Source organism: Prauserella endophytica (genome assembly GCF_005146945.1).
Classification (GTDB): Bacteria; Actinomycetota; Actinomycetes; order Mycobacteriales; family Pseudonocardiaceae; genus Prauserella_A; species Prauserella_A endophytica.
This window is the reverse complement of record NZ_SWMS01000009.1, coordinates 94,003-111,160: the sequence shown is the minus strand read 5'-3', so window position 1 is coordinate 111,160 and position 17,158 is coordinate 94,003. Positions and strand designations below refer to the sequence as shown.

Sequence of the window (17,158 nt, the reverse complement as noted above, 5' to 3'; positions counted from 1 at the left end):
GCCGCGTTTTGTTACCAGATGTCACATTCCTGTCAATGCGGTATCCGGAGAACGCAACCCGCTCGGCCCAGTGAACGAATCAGGTGAGATACGCCACTCGTGGCTACCCTGATATGGGTGCGCATGAGGGACGGTCTGCTGAAGATGCTCGGCCTCTGCCTACTCGCGGGGGTGCTGGTCGCGGGGATCCTCTTCCCGGTCGTCGGGGGCATGGGGGTGCTCTCCAACCAGGCCAGCGACACCGTCGAGGCCATGTCCACGGGCCTTGCCGACGAGCCGCCGCCGCTGGTCAGCACCATTACCGACCGGGACGGCCAACCGATCGCGACGCTGTACGACCAGTACCGCATACCCACCGCCCCCGACCAGATCTCGGACGCCATGAAATGGGCGCTGATCTCGGTGGAGGACCGCCGCTTCTACGAGCACCACGGAGTCGACTGGAAGGGCACCATCCGAGCGGCGATCAGCAACACCTCGGGCGGCGACACGCAGGGCGCGTCCACGCTCACGCAGCAGTACGTCAAGAACTACCTCATCAACGTCATCTACCGGGGCGACAAGCTGGGCCAGCAGCGGGCGCAGGAGGTCACCATCGCCCGCAAGCTCAACGAGGCCCGGATCGCCATCCAGCTCGAGACGAAGATGGGCAAGGAGCAGATCCTCGCCGGCTACCTCAACGTCGTGGAGTTCTCGCGCGAGATCTACGGGGTCGGTGGTGCCGCGCGCGCCTACTTCAACACCACGCCGGACAAGCTCACGGTCGCGCAGGGCGCGCTGCTCGCGGGCATGGCCAACAACCCGCCCGCCTACGACCCGTGGAACAACCCGGAGCGCGCCACGGAGCGGCGCAACTTCGTGCTCGACAAGATGGTGGAGAATCGCAAGCTCTCGCCGCAGGACGCCGAACGCATCAAGGCCGAGCCGCTCGGCGTGGTCCCCGAGGGACCCAACAAGCCGGCCGCCAACTGCGTCGGCGCAGGCCCCGAACACGGCTTCTTCTGCCAGTACGTCGAGGACTACCTGCTCGAGCACGGGATGACCAAGGAAGATCTCTACACCGGCGGCTACACCATCCGCACCACCATGGACCCCAGGTCCAACCACCTCGCCAAGCAGTCGGCCGAGGAGCAGGTGGACAAGATGGAGGACAACGTCGCCAACACGTTGTCGCTGGTCAAGCCGGGCAAGGACCGGCACGAGGTGGTGGCGCTGGCCGCCAACCGCGACTACGGGCCCGACGCGGAGGCGGGGCAGACGGAGTACGCGCTGCCCTCGGCCATCTCGAACGTGACCGGCGCGGGATCGAGCTACAAGATGTTCACCGCCGCGGCCGCCGTGGAACGCGGTGTGGTCGGCATCTACGACACCGTCCAGTCGCCGCCGTCGCACGTGTCGCAGATCTTCAGCGGCAGCCCTCCGCCGTGTCCCTACATCGCGCCCTACACGCGCGGCTACTGCGTGGTGAACGCGAGCGAGGGCTACAGCGGCAGCATGTCGTTGCAGACGGCGTTGCAGACCTCGCCGAACACGGCCTTCGTGATACTCGAGGAGCAGACCGGCATGGGGCCGATCGTCGAGATGGCCAGCAAACTGGGGCTGCGCAAGACGATGGCGTCCAACGCCGCGACCGGCGGCCCGCCCGACCCGAACGCGGAGAGCCAGGAGGTCAGGCTCAGCCAGACCCAGTTCTTCGGACCGAGCGAACGGTCCCCGGGCAAGGGCTCGTTCACGCTCGGGGTGAGCCCGACGAGCGGCCTGGAGCTGGCCAACGTCGCGGCGACGTTGATGAGCGGCGGCGTGTGGTGCCCGCCGACGCCGATCGGCGAGATCCGGGATCGCAGCGGCAACCCGGTGCCGATCAAGGAGGAGCCCTGCGAGCAGGCCGTGCCGGAGGGGCTCGCCAACACGATGGTGGTGGGGCTGAGCAAGGACGATCTGCCAGGCGGAACCGCGGCGGCCGCGGCCCAGGGCGTCGGCTGGAGCCGGCCGATGATCGGTAAGACCGGCACCACCCAGAACAACGGCTCGGCCGCCTTCATCGGCGCGACCCCGCAGATCGCGGGCGCGTCGATGGTGTTCCGGCCCGACCTGCCCAACGGCGGTCTGGTCGACGGCGGGCCCGGCAACGTGATCGCGGTCGACGGAGACAGCGGCAACATGTTCGGCGGCAAGACGCCGGCCAGGACGTGGTTCGGAGCCGTGAGCAAGATCCTCGAAGGGCAGCCGGCCCCGCCGTTGCCCCCGGCCGACCCGAAGTACGAGCGGGTCAACTGAAGCCCGGCTGAGCACATCGGCGACGATCGGCTGAATCGTTGCCACGGACGAACACGTTTTCTGCATCACGCGTGTACGCTGGGTAACACAGGCACGCTCAAGGATGATGATGAAACGTCTCGTGACGGGTACGGCGGCACTCGGCGCCGCAACCCTCGGTTACGCCGTCGACATCGAGCGGCGGCACTGGACACTGCGCACGGCGGAGCTGCCCGTACTGGCCAGCGGAGCCCGGCCGATCAGAATCCTGCACGTCTCCGACCTGCACATGCTGCCCGGCCAGGTCTCCAAGCAGCGCTGGGTCGCCGAGCTCGACCGGCTGGAGCCCGACCTGGTCGTCAACACGGGCGACAACCTCGCCCACCGGCGGGCGGTGCCCTCGGTGCTGCGTGCGTTCGGCCCGCTGCTCGACCGGCCCGGCCTGTTCGTGTTCGGCAGCAACGACTACTACGCGCCCAAGCCGAAGAACCCCGCCAGGTACCTGATGCCGAGGGGCCGCAAGAAGCGCATCCACGGCAGGCATCTGCCGTGGCGCGACCTGCGCGCGGCGTTCCTCGAGCACGGCTGGCACGACCTGACCCACGTCCGGCGCACGATCACGGTCGGGGGCCAGCGGATCTTCGCGGCAGGCGTGGACGACCCGCACCTGCACCGAGATCGATATGTCGACATCTCTGGCCGACCCGATCGGGACGCCGTGCTCCGGCTCGGTATCACGCACTCGCCGGAACCGCGCGTGCTCGACCCGTTCGCGTCCGACGGCTACGACCTCGTGCTCGCCGGCCACACCCACGGCGGGCAACTCCGGATCCCCGGCTACGGCGCACTGGTGACCAACTGCGAGCTCGACCGCTCCCGCGCCCGCGGCGCCTCGCGCTGGGGCGCCGACATGTGGCTGCACGTCTCGGCAGGCCTCGGCACATCGCCGTACGCGCCGGTGCGCTTCGCGTGCCCACCGGAGGCGAGCCTGTTGACGCTCGTCCCGCGCGACGAGGCGCCCGCGAAGGCGAGGAAGGCAGCCCGGCGAAAGGCCGCCAGCGACGTCCGCTAGACTGTCTCCCGACCCATTGAGCAGTACATCGGGGTGTGGCGCAGCTTGGTAGCGTGCCTCGTTCGGGTCGAGGAGGTCGTGGGTTCAAATCCCGCCACCCCGACGGAAGATCTGGAAGAGCCGTGTCCGCGGAAAGCGCGGACACGGCTCTTCCTTTGTGTCTTGTGGGGGCGGAGCCCCCACGCCCCACCCGGAGGGGCTTCGCCCCCCCCCCGGACCCCCCTTAGGTAGACCTTTTGGGAGTGGGGTTGCCGGATGCAGTGAAGGCCACCTTCACTGCGTTGAACGCAGGCATGGTGGCCTTCACTGCGTTGATCGAACACAGCGGCGCGGCGCGCCTCCGTTTGGGTGGTGGTGGGAGACGGGCGGGCGCAGGCATGGTGGCCTTCACTGCGGGTGGGTCACCTGGTTGCCAGGACCTCCATCCAGCATTGGGCGAACTCGCCGTTTCCGTTGCGGACCCACATCCACGCCGAGCGGGCCGCGCTCGCGAGCTGCTGGTCCTGCCGGATGTGGATGGCCTCGGCCAGTTCGGCCTCCACCCGCTCCGCCAGCTCGCGGTAGCCGATCTCCGCGTGAAATCGCGCCTTCGCCCGGACGTCGCGGAAACCGGCTCGCACCACCCAGTCGGCCACGTGCCTGCCCGCGAACGGATCGCCGCCCGCCCTGCGGTGCAGCAGGTGCCGTCCCCGTAGCGCCGCGTCGACGTTCGCCGTCTTCGGCCGCAGCTTCGCCTTGCTCCAGTCCGGTGTGGACACCGCGAGGGTGCCACCGGGCCGCAGGACGCGTGCACACTCCGCGAGCACGGCCTGCGGCTGCGGCACGTGCTCGAGCAGCGCGTGCGAGAAGACCACGTCCACTGAGGACGATGGAAGGGGCAGCCCTTCGGGGCACGCCGCGATGAAGTCCACTGTGGATACCCGGGCCCGCTCGGCCGACTTGCGGGCCAGCGCGACTTCGGCGACGTCGGCGTCGACACCCAGCACGCTTATCGGATGCGCAGCCGTGCCGAGACTCAGCGTGATCGCGCCACGCCCGCAGCCGACATCGACCACCCGCATGCCCGGCTCCAGCCTCGGCAGGGCGAAGCCCGCGTAACCCTCCAGCACGCCCACAACAGTACGGACCTGGCAGGATCTCACGTGTGACCACACAGCATCCGGCAGCTCAGGTCCCCGACCAGCTCTTCGCCGACCCGGCCGCAGAGGAACGCTGGCGCGCGCGCTTCAAGGCGCCGAGGGTTTCGGTGCCCGAATGGGCCCTCGACGCCCCGGACGCCAGCCTGTACGTGTCGAACGCGAGCGGCGTCTGGGAGGTCTACGCGTGGGACCGCGCGGCGGACACCCATCGCCAGGTCACCGACCGCCCCAACGGCACCCTGCACGCGACGCCCTCGCCCGACGGCCAGTGGATCTGGTGGTTCGACGACACCGACGGCGACGAGTTCGGCTCCTGGGTCAGGGAGCCGTACGCGGGCGACGGCGCGGCGGCCAAGGCGCTCACCGACGTGCCCGACGGCTACCCGGCGGGCCTGGAGATCGGTCACCGGCTGGTGGCCGTCGGTGTCTCGACCGACGACGGCTCCACCCTCTACGCCCACCGCGACGGCGAGACCATGCGCTTCTACAGCAGCGAGGACGACGCCGGCGTGTCCGCGTTGTCCCGGGACGAGCGGTTGCTGGCGATCTCACACTCCGAGCACGGCGACTCCCGGCACCCAGCCGTTCGCGTGCTCGCGAGCGACGACTTCACCACCGTCGCCGACAAGTGGGACGGAGAGGGCAAGGGTTTGTCCGCGCTGGCGTTCTCGCCGAAGCACGGCGACACCCGGCTGCTCCTGCTGCACGAGCGGCACGGCCGCGAGGAACTGCTGATCTGGGACGTCGAGAGCGGCGCCGAGCAGGAGATCGACCTCGGGCTGCCCGGCGAGGTGGTCGGCGACTGGTACCCGGACGCGAGCGCGCTGCTGATCGTGCACTTCTACGAGGGCCGCAGCTCGCTCCACCGTTACGATCTCGCCTCCGGTGAGCTGACGGCGGTGGAAACGCCGCCGGGCCGTATCGGCGGCGCGGGCGTGCGCCCCGACGGCACCATCGAATACTCGTGGTCGAGTGCGGCGGAACCGCCCGTGGTGCGGGTGCGTGCCGCCGACGGCTCGGACGGCGTGCTGCTCGAACCGCCCGGCGAAAAGGCACCCGGTTCGGAGCCGGTGACCGACGCGTTCGTCGACGGTCCCGGCGGCCGCATCCACGCGCTCGTCTCCCGCCCACCGGGCGCGGAGGGTCCGCAGCCGACGGTTTTCCTGCTGCACGGGGGACCGCACGCCGCCGACGAGGACCGGTTTTCCGCGTACCGCGCGGTGTGGCTCGACGCCGGGTTCGCCGTGGTGGAGGTGAACTACCGGGGCTCGACCGGCTACGGCTCGGCGTGGCGCGACGCCATCGAGGGCCGTCCAGGGCTCACCGAGTTGGAGGACGTCGCCGCGGTTCACGACTGGGCGGTCCGCAGTGGACTGTCGGACCCCGCGAGGTGCGTGGTGGCCGGGGCCTCCTGGGGCGGCTACCTGACCTTGCTCGCGCTCGGCACCCAGCCCGGCCGGTGGGCGGCGGGTGTCGCCGGTGTGCCCGTGGCCGACTACGTGGCCGCCTACGAGGACGAGATGGAGCAGCTGCGAGCGTTCGACCGCGCGCTCTTCGGCGGGTCACCCACCGACGTGCCAGCCGTCTACGACGAGTGCTCGCCGATCAGCTACATCGAGAACGTCGACGTCCCGGTGCTGGTGCTGGCGGGCGACAACGACCCGCGCTGCCCGATCCGGCAGATCGAGAACTACCTGGATCGCCTCGCCGCGCGCGAGGTGCCGTACGAGTTCTACCGCTACGACGCGGGCCACGGCTCGCTCGTGATCGCGGAGACGATCAAGCAGGTCGCCATCGAGGTCGACTTCGCCCGCCGCGCCCTGAACCTGACGTGAGAAGGGAGCAAGGGAGCTTTACTACCGTTTTTCGGTAGTAAAGCTCCCTTGCTCCCAGTTTGGGGCTCAGTGGGTCAGGACGCCTGCTGGGCCTGCCACATCCAGTGCTGCTTCTCCAGCTCGGCGGCGATCTCGATCAGCAGGTCCTGGGTCACCAGGTCGCTCTTGTCGGTCTCGTCGATGCGCGCTCGCAGCCGCTCGATGATCTTGCCGAGGATCTCCACGATCGCGTTGACCGTGGCCTCCGTGGTCTGCCAGTTGTCCGGGTACTCGGGCAGCCCGGAACTCTCGACCACGGTCTTGGCCTTGCCGTTGGGCGAGACCCCGATCGCGTTGGCACGCTCGGCGACGTCGTCGGTGAATCCACGCGCGGCGTCAACCAGCTCGTCGAGCTGGAGGTGCACGCTGCGGAAGTGCTGACCGACGACGTTCCAGTGCGCCTGCTTGGCGATCAGCGAAAGGTCGACGAGGTCAACGAGGGTGGATTGCAGAGCGTTCGCCGTATGCTCCTTGTCGCTCTCTTTGAGCGGGCTCGTGACCGGCGAGTTGGCCATCTTCATGTCCTCTCTTCGCACTGTGGTGGGAGCGTCGACGTGGCGCACGGCGTCCGGCCGACGGCTACCCGTTCCAGGTCAGGGCGAAACCCCTACCCCAGTGTGCGCCGGGCAAGGCCGAACTCGGCAACTTGCCGCCCGATCAGGCGGAGGTTGGCCACCACCTTCTCTTCGGACGCCCCGCCGGCCTCGTCGAACTTGACCTCCGCCGTGTTCACCGCACCGCCGAGCGGGGTCGGCCAGCCACGCAGCGCGTGCGCGATCGTGCGGAGCTGGTTGAGTGTGGTCACGGCCGCCTGCCAGCCGTACGCGACCGCGATGAGACCGACGCCACGGCCGTCGAGGTAGGGGCGGGTGTCGGAGCGCAGGTCCTCCACGTAGTCGAGCGCGTTCTTCACCAGGCCGGACAGCGCGCCGTGGTAGCCGGGCGACACGACCACGATGCCGTCGGCGGCGCGGACCTCCTCGACCAGCTCGAGTGCCTCGGGCGTGCGCTCGTCGATGCCGGCGTCGTAGAACGGCAGCATCAGGGCACTGCCGGTGATGGCCGAGACCTCGGCGCCCACCTCCTCCGCCCCGGCCAGTGCGATGCGTAAGGCGCGTTCGGACTGGGAGCCGTCCCGAAGAGAGCCGCCGATTCCGAGCACCTTGATCGCACGCGTGGAAGTCACGCCTCCGAGGCTAGACCTTCGACTTAGGTCGAGGGCCAGCCCGAACGGCCGGGACATCGGTCACATCTGGCGCCCGAAGCTACCGATCAGTAGCCTCGGTCCCGTCATCGCTGACGGGAGGAAGAATGGCGATTCCGCTCCAGATCCGGGTGCAGGCCGCGGCCGCACAGCTGCTCTACGCGCTTCCCCGCCCGCTGCGCCGGGCCGTCGCGGGCAGACCGATCCGGCTCGACGGCCAGGAGCTCGCGCTCGACGCCCAGCTCCTGCTCCGCATGCAGCAGCTCTCCGGCGCGGCACTGGTCAGCAGGGACGCCACCGTGGAGCAGTCGAGGGCGGCGCTGGACGTCTCGCGGCACCTCGTCAGCGGCAAGCCCATCCAACCCGTCACCACGCGCGACGTCTCGATCCCGGCCGAGCACGGCGAGATCCCCGCGACCCTCTACACCCCGGAGGGCCTCGCCCCCGGCTCCGGGCTGCTGGTCTTCTATCACGGCGGCGGCTGGGTGATCGGCACCCGAGCGAGCCACGACAACACCGCGCGCTTCTTCGCCAAGCACGCGGGTGTGCGCGTGCTGTCGGTGGAGTACCGGCTCGCGCCCGAGCACCCGTTCCCCGCCGCCCAGCAAGACGCGCTCACGGCGTTCGACTTCGCCCACGCCAAGGCCGCCGATCTAGACGCCGACCCCGACCGCATCGCGGTGGGCGGCGACAGCGCGGGCGGCAACCTCTCGGCCGTGACGGCACAGGTCGCCACGCAGCGCGGCGGCCCGGCGCCCGCGTTCCAGCTACTGCTCTATCCAGGTGTCGACGCGAGCGTGCGCCGCCGCTCGCGCGAGTTGTTCGGCAACGGCTTCTTCCTCACCGACGAGCACATGACGTGGTTCCTCGACCACTACGCGCCCGAGGGCGTCGACCGCACCGACCGGAAGCTCTCGCCGCTGCTCACCGAGGACCTCTCCGGGCTGCCACCCGCCTACATCGCGACCGCCGGGTTCGACCCGCTGCGGGACGAGGGCGAGGCCTACGCCGCCAAGCTGTCCGCCGCCGGCGTGCCCGTCGCGCTCAGCAGGCAGGCCGATCTCATCCACGGTTACGTCAATTTCCTCGGCGTCGGCAAGCGATTCCGCGAGGCGACGGCGGAAGCGGCGGGCGCACTGAGAATGGGCCTCAGCCTCAAGCCGTGAGGCTTCTTTCCCCGAAATAGCGGAATCCGGCGTGGAAGCAATTCCACGCCGGATTCCGGTCCCCCTCATTTGGTGAGGATCATGGCACCGGCACGGGCACCCCGGGGACCTCGGGAACCGCCGGCAGCGGCGGAACGGAGCCGAGCAGCGAGTTCAGCAGCGCCTGCAGGCTCTCCAGCAGACCCTGCAGCAAGCCGTTGACCATGCTCAGCGGGTCGGGCAGCGGCGGCAGCCCCGGCACCTGCTGGGTGTAGGCCCTCGGCTCGGCGGCCGGGTCGGCCAGCACCTCGCTGACCTCGCTGTTCTGCGACTTCGCGGTGCCGGCCTGGTTCTGCGCGTCGGCCTGGATCGTGTAGATCTGGCCTGCCGCCAGGTCGGCGAGCAGCGGATCGAGGTCCGCGAGCGTGTCCTGCGTCCCCCGCACGTCCCCGGAGTAGGCCACCTTGGCGAGCTGGTCCCGTAGTTCGAGGACCTGCGCCCCGGCCGCCTCGGTCGACGTGGAGCCCTTACCCCCGCCTGAATTGCTCGCCGCGGCCACCCCTGCCGTGGTCAGCGCGAGCATCGCACCTGTCGCGACGGCGGCCACCACGCGAGCGAATTTGCTTTTCATTTCGTAAAACCTCCCGGCCCTCCTGAAAGCCCGACGGGACCATGGATACCAACCGGGTCAGTGATCCACCAGCCGATCCGAGGACACGACAGTTTCCAACCCTCACGTGCCGAATTCGCCGAGCGATAGTCGCCCGCAATTGATGAACCTTGAACTGTTGCGCTTCATCCGGAAGATCAGCATGAAAACCACGCTCCGCAGTCGCATCACCCGGTGGTACGGGCAGGTCATCCGTGCGGGCGCATTCGGGTGCCCCACTCACCCATCACCCCGTGGTGCGCGCGTGTCGCGTGGACCACGGAGGGCCTAACGGACACACACGAACGGCCCTCACCTCACAGCGGCAGGCCCCGCTCGAACTGGGTCAGGCCCCGGTCGATGTACTCGAGGAAGTCCCCGCCCTCCTCGATCGACGTGACATAGGCAGCCAGGATCACGCCAGTGAGCGCACCCGTCCACATCCGGACCGCGAAGTCGTCACGTTCGCGCCCGAGCCGCCGCAGGATCGCGTCGTGCAGCATCCGCATGCCCTCGGTGAACTGCTCGAAGAGCTTGGCCCGCAGGTCGGGCACCGAGATGACGAGCCGCTGCCGCACGGCCTCCAGCTCGGCCTCCTCCGCAGAGAGGCCGCGGAAGACGGCGTGCACCGCCGCCTTGATCGCCGCGATCGGCCCGACGTCGGCGGGCTGGTTCACGAAATGCTCGATCAGCACCGGGTCGAGCCGGTCGTAGAGGACCGTGTCCTCCTTGGTCGGGAAGTACCGGAAGAAGGTGCTCTGCGAGACCTCGGCGGCCTCGGCGATCTGCTCGACGGTCGTCGCCGCATAGCCCTGCTCGGTGAACAGCCGGAGCGCGTGGTCCTGGATCGCCGCGCGCGTCCTGGCCTTCTTGCGTTCCCGGAGCCCGACCGGCTTGTCAGCTGGCGACGTAGTCATGCCCTGATTCTGCCCGCACGACATCCTCTGGCCGCCTCGGCAGGAACCTCAACGTGAGCACCACGCCGGCCACCGCGAACGCCGCGCTCACCCACAGGGTCGCGGTCATGCCACTGACGAACGCGTCGCGCACGGAGCCCAGCAGACCCGGCGCCTCCCTGGCGACCTGCACCCCAGCGGCGGCGCTGTCGCGCACGGCGTCGGCCGCGGTGGGCGGCAGCCCGGTGACGTCGACGGCGGAGGTGTAGCCCGCGTTCAGCACGGTCCCGAGGATCGCGACCCCGAGCGTGCCCCCGACCTGCCGCATCGCCTGGAGCAGGCCCGAGCCGACCCCGCTGCGCTCGGTGTCCAGCGAGCCCATCGCGATGTCCATGGCTGGCGGCAGGGCGAACCCGAGGCCAAGCCCGAGCACGGTGATCCACGTCGCGATGAAGCCGTAGCCGTCGGCGGCGTCGGTCGCGGTGCCGAGCACCCCGCCCACCGCCATGATCGCGAATCCCGCGGCGACCACGACCTTCGCGCCGAGCCGTTCGCGCAGCCGCTCCGCCACCTGCACGCCGACCAGCAGGCCGCCGACAATGGGCAGCAGCCGCAGCCCGGTGCCGAGCGCGTCGGCGCCGTTCACGGCCTGGAAGAGCTGGGGCAGCACGAACATCGCGCCCATGAGGGCGAACGACGCGAGTGTCGCCAGCACCGCACCCCACGTGAACCCCGCCGAACGGAACAGTGCCCGGTCCACGAGCGGGTGCGTCGCTCGCCGCAGCCACAGCACGAACCCCACGAGCAGCACCACGCCGGCGACCAGCGGGACGAGCGCGACGGCGGAGCTCCAGCCGCGCTCGCCCGCCTCGGTCAGCCCGTAGGTGAGCGACACGAGGCCTGCGCTGGAGAGCGCGATGCCGACACCATCGATGCCCTGGTCCGGCCTCCCGGGCAGGCGCGGCACGAGGAACGCGACCGCGACGACCCCGACCACGACGAACGGCACGTTGATCAGGAAGACGGAGCCCCACCAGAAGTTGTCGAGCAGCCAGCCACCGACCACCGGACCGAGCGGGATGCCGAGTGCGATCGCCGCCGACCACACGCCGATCGCACGCGCCCGCTCCTCACCGGGGAACAGCACGGTCAGCACCGACATCGACAGCGGGACCAGCAGCGCGCCACCGACGCCGAGCAGCGCGCGGGCGGCGATCAGCAGCTCGGGCGTGCCCGCGTAGGCGCACGCCACCGACGCCACACCGAAGACCACGAGTGCCACGACGAGCAGCCGTTTGGGTCCGAACCGGTCGCCGAGCAGGCCGGCGGGAAGGAGCCCTGCGGCGAGCACGAGCGTGTACGAGTTCGCGAACCACTGCAGCTCGCTCGTCGAGGCCTGCAGGTCCACGGCCAGCGTCGGCAGCGCGACATTGAGCACCGTGACGTCCAGGCCGAACGCGAGTACCGCGAACACCAGCGCACCGAGGGCCCACCAGCGGCGTGGATCGGGAGCAGCCATGGCGACCACCTTTCGACAGTAACTACCTTTTGATAGTAGCTACCATTTTTCGTCCGGCGCCACCGAAAAGAAGTTGCACGGGCGTACCAGGTTGCGCTTGTCTGGACGTTGTGCCGCTGCAGCCCTACCTCGACGTCCTCCGCCTGCCAGGGACGAAAACGTCCTTCCTGCTGATGACACTGGCCCGGCTGCCGATGACGGCGACAAGCATCACGCTGACGCTGCACATCGTCAGCGAGCTTGGGCACGGCTACGGCGCGGCCGGGCTCGTCGGCACGGCCACCACGGCCGGCACGGCACTCGCGGCGCCGCTGATCGGCAGGCTGATCGACCGGCACGGCCTGCGCCCCGTGGTCGCGGTGTGCGGGCTCGCGTCGACGGCGTTCTGGGTGAGCGTGCCGTACCTGCCGTACCAGGCGCTGCTCGTCGTGGCCCTGCCCGCCGGGGCGCTCGTGCTGCCGGCCGGTTCGATCGCCCGCCAGGTGATCACCGCACTCGTGCCCGAGCCCCGGCGGCGCGCGGCCTACTCGCTCGACACCATCTCGCTCGAGACCACCTTCATGATCGGCCCCGCGCTCGGCATCGCGGCGAGCACGCAGCTCTCGTCCACCGTGGCGCTCACGGGCATCGGCATCGTGTTCGGGGCGTGCGCTGCGGCGCTGTACCTGGTGGATCCACCCATCCGCACCGAGGAGGAGCGCGGCGCGACACCGGGCACGCGGCCGAGGATCCGCGCGTGGCTCGGCGCGCCGCTGATCGGCACGCTGCTGGTCGCCATGGGCGCCCTGTTCGTGCTCATGGGCACGGAGCTCGCGGCACTCGCGGCCCTTCGCGAGTCCGGCGAGGTCGGCTGGACCGGTGTCGTGATCGCCGTGATGTGCGTCGCGTCGCTGACGGGCGGGCTCATCCACGGCGCGGTGCCGAGGTCGCTCTCCCAGCTACCGCTGATGGTTCTGCTCGCCGTGCTGGTGATTCCGGTCGCGCTGGTGACCGATCCGTGGTGGCTGCTGGCGCTCGCACTCGTGCCGACGAACCTGGCGTGCGCGCCGACGCTGGCCGCGACGACGGAGTCGGTGAGCAGGCTCGCACCGGTGTCCGTACGCGGCGAGGCGATGGGCCTGCAGGACTCGGCGACCCGGATCGGGATGGCGATCGGCGCGCCGGTGGTGGGCTTCGTGATCGATCACTCCCAGCCAGGCTGGGGGTTCGTGGCCGCGGGGCTGGGCGGGCTGCTGTTCGCCCTCGCAGGCTGGCTGCTGCAGCGCCGCCCAGGGCGGCCGTCGGTTACAGGCAGGCCTGGCGCAACTGCTCCAGGTTGTTCAGATTCCGTTGCAACCACTGGTTGAACGCGTTCATGTTGTCCAGCTTCTGCTGTTCGAGCTCGAGGTAGCCGTCGGCCATCGCGCCGAGCGTCTGCTTGACGTCCTGTTCGGCGACCTGGTTGGCCAGGTCCTGCAGCTGGTTCGCCTTCTCCTCGGCGCGCGCCTGCACCTCCTGCGGGTCCACGTTCGGGTTCAGGTCGACGATGCCCAGAGCCTGGCTGCACACGCTCGCCTTGCTCGTCGCCGAGTTCACCTGGTCGACGGCCTCGTTCACCTCGGAGCAGCCCGTGAGCAGCAACAGTCCCAGCGCGACCGGCGCGCACCTTTTCAGCATGCCGCAGAACCTACCGGGTTCCTCCCTTTTGCCCACCCGGCCTCCGACTTCAGGACGACGCCCTCGGCGCCCCGCGGCCCTAGTTTCGTCGCGGGAGGGAATCATGGCAGGTAGTGGGCGCGTCACCGCCCTGGACGTGATCCGGGGCATCGCGATCCTCGGCACGCTGGGCACCAACATCTGGATCTTCACCGACCCGCTGGGGGCAGCGGGATTCCTCACCGGTCCCGCACCGGACTCGGTCGCCGGGTTCACCGAGACGGTGCTGCGCTTCCTCACCAACGGCAAGTTCCTGGCACTGCTGTCGCTGCTGTTCGGGATCGGGCTCGAACTGCAGTACCGCGCGGCGATGCGGCGCGGTAGGCGCTGGCCCGGCTGGTATCTGTGGCGTTCGGCACTGCTGCTGGTCGAGGGCCTTCTGCACTACGTCCTGATCTTCGAGTTCGACGTCCTCATGTACTACGCCGTGGTATCGGTGCTCGTGGCGTTCCTCGTCGGCCGGAGTGCCCGGGTGCAGCGCGGCTGGCTCATCGGCGTGGCCGCGCTGCACGTCACGGTCATCGGCCTGCTCACGGCTGCTCTCGCGCTCTCCGACGCGACGGTCTCCGGCGGCGCCGCCACGAGCACCGACAGCTGGCCCGAGCAGGTGAGCACGCGGCTTTCCGACTTCGCCACGTACCGCGCCGAGGCGCTGTTCGCGATCCCGCTCAGCACGGTGCTGTTCCTGGCCGGGGTGCGGCTGTGGCGGGCGGGGGCGCTGACGTCGTCAGGGCGTGCTGTCCAGGTGCGGCTGATGCGGATCGGGCTCGGCGTCGGCGTCCCGCTGAACCTGCTCACGTCGTTCGCCGGGACGGAGTGGTTCCTGGCCGACCGATACCTCGCCGCTCCGCTCGTGGCGTTCGGCCTGCTCGGCCTGGTGCCGTGGCTGCTGCACCGGATGCGCGACGAGGCCGGACCGCTGCGGCGTGGCCTGACGGCCGTGGGGCGCTCGGCGCTGTCGTGCTACGTCGGGCAGAACGTCGTGTGCTCGATCCTGTGCTACGGCTGGGGGTTCGGCCTCGCGGCCATGTTCGCCGACGCCCGCCCGTGGTGGGTCGCCGCGCTCTTCGTCAGCGTGTGCGCGCTGCTGATGCTGCTGGCGTCGTGGTGGCTGTCCCGGTTCTCGCGCGGCCCGCTGGAGCAGGTGTGGCACTGGGCTTACCAGGCGCCGCAACGATCCCGCGAGCGCGTGGACGCAACGGCGCACTGACCGCACGGCGAGGTCAGCCGTGCCCAGCTGCAGTGAAGGCCACCTTGCCTGCGTTGAACGCAGGCAAGGTGGCCTTCACTGCAGTAGGTGACTCAGGCGAGGGTCTGCGCGAGCTCCTCGGCGATCTCGTACGTGTTCAGGGCGGCACCCTTGCGGAGGTTGTCGCCGCACACGAAGAAGTCGAGCGTGTTCGGGAAGTCCAGCGCCTGGCGGACCCGGCCGACGTAGGTCGGGTCGCCACCCACCACGTCGGCGGGCGACGGGAACTCGCCCTTCTCCGGGTCGTCGACGAGCACGATCGAAGGCTGCTGCTCGAACACCTTGTGCGCGGCCTCGACGGTCACCTCACGGGAGAACGTGGCGTGAACCGCGAGCGAGTGCGTGGTGACCACGGGTACGCGCACGCAGGTGGCCGACACCTTCAGGTCCGGGATGCCGAGGATCTTGCGTGACTCGTTGCGCACCTTCAGCTCCTCGGAGAACCAGCCGTCGCCCTTGTAGGAGCCAGCAGACGGGATCACGTTGAGTGCCAACGGAGTTCCGGCGAACGGAGTGTCCGCCATGGACAGTCCGGCCGACTCGAGGGCGGCGCGGACGTCGCCGGCCTTCGAGCCGAGTCCCTTGCCCGCCACGGCCTCCAGCTCGGCGTACAGCCGGTCGATGCCGCCCTGCCCGGCACCGGAAGCGGCCTGGTAGGACGCCACCACCAGCTCGGTGAGCCCGAACTCGCGGTGCAGCGCGCCGAGCGCGGCCATCATCGACAGCGTGGTGCAGTTGGGGTTGGCGATGATGCCCTTGGGTCGCTGCGCGACCTTGTCCGCGTTGACCTCGGGCACCACGAGCGGCACCTCGTCGTCCATGCGGAACGCGCCGGAGTTGTCGACGGCCACGGCGCCGCGCGCGGCGGCGACCGGAGCCCATTCGGCGGAGACCTCGTCGGGCACGTCGAACATCGCGACGTCGACGCCGTCGAACGCCTCGGGCTTCAGCTCGACGACCGTCAGCTCCTCACCGCGCACCACGATCTTCTTGCCCGCCGACCGCGCGGAGGCGATCAGCCGGATCTCACCCCACGGCACGCTCTCGCGCCCGTTGATGATGTCGATCATGACGGTGCCGACCGCTCCGGTCGCGCCGACCAGAGCCAGCGTGGGGCCCTGTGCAGTCATCTAGCGTCCACTCCCTGCGTAAACGACGGCCTCTTCGTCGCCGCCGAGCTCGAATGCCTCGTGAATCGCGCGCACCGCGTCGTCGAGCTGCGCGTCCCTGATCAACACCGAGATCCGGATCTCCGAGGTGTTGATGATCTCGATGTTCACACCCGACTTCGCGAGCGCCTCGCAGAAGGACGCCGTGACACCGGGGTGCGAGCGCATGCCCGCGCCGACGAGCGAGACCTTGCCGACGTGGTCGTCGTAGAGCACGGCCGAGAAGTCCAGCTCCGCCTTGATCTTCTCGAGCTCGCTCACGGCCTTGGGGCCGTTCGCCTTCGACAGCGTGAAGGTGATGTCAGTGCGGCCGGTGGTGTTGGAGATGTTCTGCAGCACCATGTCGATGTCGATCTCCGCGTCCGCGACGGTGCGGAAGATCCTCGCTGCCGCGCCCGCGTGGTCCGGGACCCCGGTGACCGTGATCTTGGCCTCCGAGCGGTCGTGGGCCACACCGGTGATCAACGCTTGTTCCACGGGGAGCTCCTCAATCGAACCGGCCACGGTCGTGCCCGGCTTGTCACTGTAGGAAGAACGAACCCGGATCGGCACGCCGTAGCGGCGGGCGTACTCCACCGAGCGCAGGTGCAGGATCTTCGAGCCGCTGGCGGCGAGTTCGAGCATCTCCTCATAGGGCACCGTGTCGAGCTTGCGCGCGTTCGGCACGATCCGCGGGTCGGCGGTGTACACACCGTCCACATCGGAGTAGATCTCGCACACATCGGCGTTGAGCGCGGCGGCGAGCGCCACCGCGGTGGTGTCGGAGCCACCCCGGCCGAGCGTGGTGATGTCCTTGGTGTCCTGCGCGACGCCCTGGAACCCGGCCACCAGTGCGATGTAGCCCTGCTCCAGCGCGTCGGTCACGCGACTGGGCGTGACATCGATGATGCGCGCGTTGCCGTGCACCGACGTGGTGACGACCCCCGCCTGCGAACCGGTGAACGACCACGCCTCGGCACCCTGCGCCGAGATCGCCATCGCGACAAGCGCGTTGGAGATCCGCTCTCCTGCCGTCAGCAGCATGTCCATCTCGCGTTCCGGGGGAACCGGGTTCACCTGTTCCGCGAGATCGAGCAGTTCGTCGGTGGTGTCACCCATCGCCGAGCACACCACCACGACCTCGTTGCCCGCCTTCTTGGTGGCAACGATCCGCTCGGCAACGCGCTTGATCCGGTCTGCGCTCTCCAACGACGAACCGCCGTACTTCTGGACCACGAGCGCCACTTGCCGAACCTCCTCGCCGGAGCGAGCACACCTCACGGTTCTGTTGCGAAGGGCCCGCTCCATACCT

15 protein-coding genes and 1 tRNA gene are annotated in these 17,158 nt (G+C 69.6%); 7 read left to right on the top strand and 9 right to left on the bottom strand.

The features are described 5' to 3' along the window. Window positions 1–117: 117 nt before the first annotated feature. The 3 genes from FCN18_RS17885 to FCN18_RS17875 all read left to right on the top strand — a co-directional run bounded on the left by FCN18_RS17885 (window position 118) and on the right by FCN18_RS17875 (window position 3,431). Window positions 118–2,277 (top strand): transglycosylase domain-containing protein, encoded by a 2,160-nt coding sequence (locus tag FCN18_RS17885; protein ID WP_112265004.1) that lies wholly within the window; start codon window positions 118–120, stop codon window positions 2,275–2,277. Between the two features lie 109 nt (window positions 2,278–2,386). Then, complete coding sequence (locus tag FCN18_RS17880) at window positions 2,387–3,328, top strand: metallophosphoesterase (RefSeq protein WP_137095657.1); 942 nt, start codon at window positions 2,387–2,389, stop codon at window positions 3,326–3,328. 29 nt (window positions 3,329–3,357) lie between these two features. Then, window positions 3,358–3,431: transfer RNA gene (locus FCN18_RS17875), tRNA-Pro, on the top strand. Between the two features lie 298 nt (window positions 3,432–3,729). Here the strand turns inward: FCN18_RS17875 and FCN18_RS17870 are convergent. Continuing rightward, a complete protein-coding gene (locus FCN18_RS17870) occupies window positions 3,730–4,437 on the bottom strand; it encodes a class I SAM-dependent methyltransferase (RefSeq protein ID WP_137095656.1) in 708 nt (235 codons plus the stop codon). 35 nt (window positions 4,438–4,472) lie between these two features. Here FCN18_RS17870 and FCN18_RS17865 point away from each other — a divergent pair, with 35 nt between their 5' ends. Continuing rightward, the gene (locus tag FCN18_RS17865; RefSeq protein ID WP_112265008.1) at window positions 4,473–6,302 is read left to right on the top strand and encodes a prolyl oligopeptidase family serine peptidase; all 1,830 of its coding nucleotides are present in this window, start codon (window positions 4,473–4,475) and stop codon (window positions 6,300–6,302) included. A gap of 74 nt (window positions 6,303–6,376) precedes the next feature. Here the strand turns inward: FCN18_RS17865 and FCN18_RS17860 are convergent, their stop codons facing one another. After that, window positions 6,377–6,856: a Dps family protein gene (locus tag FCN18_RS17860; RefSeq protein WP_112265010.1), complete on the bottom strand. Its 480-nt coding sequence runs from the start codon at window positions 6,854–6,856 to the stop codon at window positions 6,377–6,379. 92 nt (window positions 6,857–6,948) lie between these two features. Next, window positions 6,949–7,527 (bottom strand): NADPH-dependent FMN reductase, encoded by a 579-nt coding sequence (locus FCN18_RS17855; protein WP_112265012.1) that lies wholly within the window; start codon window positions 7,525–7,527, stop codon window positions 6,949–6,951. Window positions 7,528–7,652: 125 nt separating this feature from the next. Here FCN18_RS17855 and FCN18_RS17850 point away from each other — a divergent pair, with 125 nt between their 5' ends. Then, window positions 7,653–8,711 carry an alpha/beta hydrolase gene (locus tag FCN18_RS17850; RefSeq protein WP_112265014.1) on the top strand — a complete coding sequence of 353 codons (1,059 nt, stop codon included), beginning with the start codon at window positions 7,653–7,655 and terminating at the stop codon, window positions 8,709–8,711. 79 nt (window positions 8,712–8,790) lie between these two features. Here the strand turns inward: FCN18_RS17850 and FCN18_RS17845 are convergent, their stop codons facing one another. From FCN18_RS17845 to FCN18_RS17835, 3 genes are all read right to left on the bottom strand, one after another. Then, window positions 8,791–9,321, bottom strand: a complete 531-nt coding sequence (locus FCN18_RS17845; protein ID WP_112265016.1) for a hypothetical protein — start codon at window positions 9,319–9,321, stop codon at window positions 8,791–8,793. A 335-nt stretch (window positions 9,322–9,656) separates the two neighbouring features. Further along, complete coding sequence (locus FCN18_RS17840; RefSeq protein WP_112265018.1) at window positions 9,657–10,256, bottom strand: acyl-CoA-like ligand-binding transcription factor; 600 nt, start codon at window positions 10,254–10,256, stop codon at window positions 9,657–9,659. After that, window positions 10,237–11,754, bottom strand: a complete 1,518-nt coding sequence (locus tag FCN18_RS17835) for a DHA2 family efflux MFS transporter permease subunit (protein ID WP_137095655.1) — start codon at window positions 11,752–11,754, stop codon at window positions 10,237–10,239. Before FCN18_RS17835 ends, FCN18_RS17840 begins: the two co-directional genes overlap by 20 nt. Window positions 11,755–11,864: 110 nt before the next feature. On the opposite strand from FCN18_RS17835, the gene FCN18_RS17830 reads away from it, so the two are divergent. Further along, window positions 11,865–13,100 carry an MFS transporter gene (locus FCN18_RS17830; RefSeq protein ID WP_137095654.1) on the top strand — a complete coding sequence of 412 codons (1,236 nt, stop codon included), beginning with the start codon at window positions 11,865–11,867 and terminating at the stop codon, window positions 13,098–13,100. Here FCN18_RS17830 and FCN18_RS17825 read toward each other — a convergent pair. Further along, window positions 13,039–13,410 carry a hypothetical protein gene (locus FCN18_RS17825; RefSeq protein ID WP_112265023.1) on the bottom strand — a complete coding sequence of 124 codons (372 nt, stop codon included), beginning with the start codon at window positions 13,408–13,410 and terminating at the stop codon, window positions 13,039–13,041. The two genes, FCN18_RS17830 and FCN18_RS17825, sit on opposite strands and share 62 nt — an antisense overlap. A 103-nt stretch (window positions 13,411–13,513) precedes the next feature. Here FCN18_RS17825 and FCN18_RS17820 point away from each other — a divergent pair, with 103 nt between their 5' ends. Beyond that, window positions 13,514–14,659, top strand: a complete 1,146-nt coding sequence (locus tag FCN18_RS17820; protein ID WP_137095653.1) for a DUF418 domain-containing protein — start codon at window positions 13,514–13,516, stop codon at window positions 14,657–14,659. A gap of 92 nt (window positions 14,660–14,751) precedes the next feature. Here FCN18_RS17820 and FCN18_RS17815 read toward each other — a convergent pair whose 3' ends face one another. Together FCN18_RS17815 and FCN18_RS17810 are read right to left on the bottom strand one after the other, a co-directional pair. Beyond that, complete coding sequence (locus tag FCN18_RS17815) at window positions 14,752–15,828, bottom strand: aspartate-semialdehyde dehydrogenase (protein WP_113641273.1); 1,077 nt, start codon at window positions 15,826–15,828, stop codon at window positions 14,752–14,754. Continuing rightward, a complete protein-coding gene (locus FCN18_RS17810) occupies window positions 15,829–17,091 on the bottom strand; it encodes an aspartate kinase (RefSeq protein ID WP_112265027.1) in 1,263 nt (420 codons plus the stop codon). Window positions 17,092–17,158 lie beyond the last annotated feature (67 nt).

Coding starts and splice junctions, on each gene's coding strand:
- FCN18_RS17825 (WP_112265023.1), bottom strand. CDS start 13,410: ATGCTGAAAAGGTGCGCGCCGGTCGCGCTGGGACTGTTGCTGCTCACG.
- FCN18_RS17845 (WP_112265016.1), bottom strand. CDS start 9,321: ATGAAAAGCAAATTCGCTCGCGTGGTGGCCGCCGTCGCGACAGGTGCG.
- FCN18_RS17815 (WP_113641273.1), bottom strand. CDS start 15,828: ATGACTGCACAGGGCCCCACGCTGGCTCTGGTCGGCGCGACCGGAGCG.
- FCN18_RS17820 (WP_137095653.1), top strand. CDS start 13,514: ATGGCAGGTAGTGGGCGCGTCACCGCCCTGGACGTGATCCGGGGCATC.
- FCN18_RS17860 (WP_112265010.1), bottom strand. CDS start 6,856: ATGGCCAACTCGCCGGTCACGAGCCCGCTCAAAGAGAGCGACAAGGAG.
- FCN18_RS17840 (WP_112265018.1), bottom strand. CDS start 10,256: ATGACTACGTCGCCAGCTGACAAGCCGGTCGGGCTCCGGGAACGCAAG.
- FCN18_RS17835 (WP_137095655.1), bottom strand. CDS start 11,754: ATGGCTGCTCCCGATCCACGCCGCTGGTGGGCCCTCGGTGCGCTGGTG.
- FCN18_RS17850 (WP_112265014.1), top strand. CDS start 7,653: ATGGCGATTCCGCTCCAGATCCGGGTGCAGGCCGCGGCCGCACAGCTG.
- FCN18_RS17880 (WP_137095657.1), top strand. CDS start 2,387: ATGAAACGTCTCGTGACGGGTACGGCGGCACTCGGCGCCGCAACCCTC.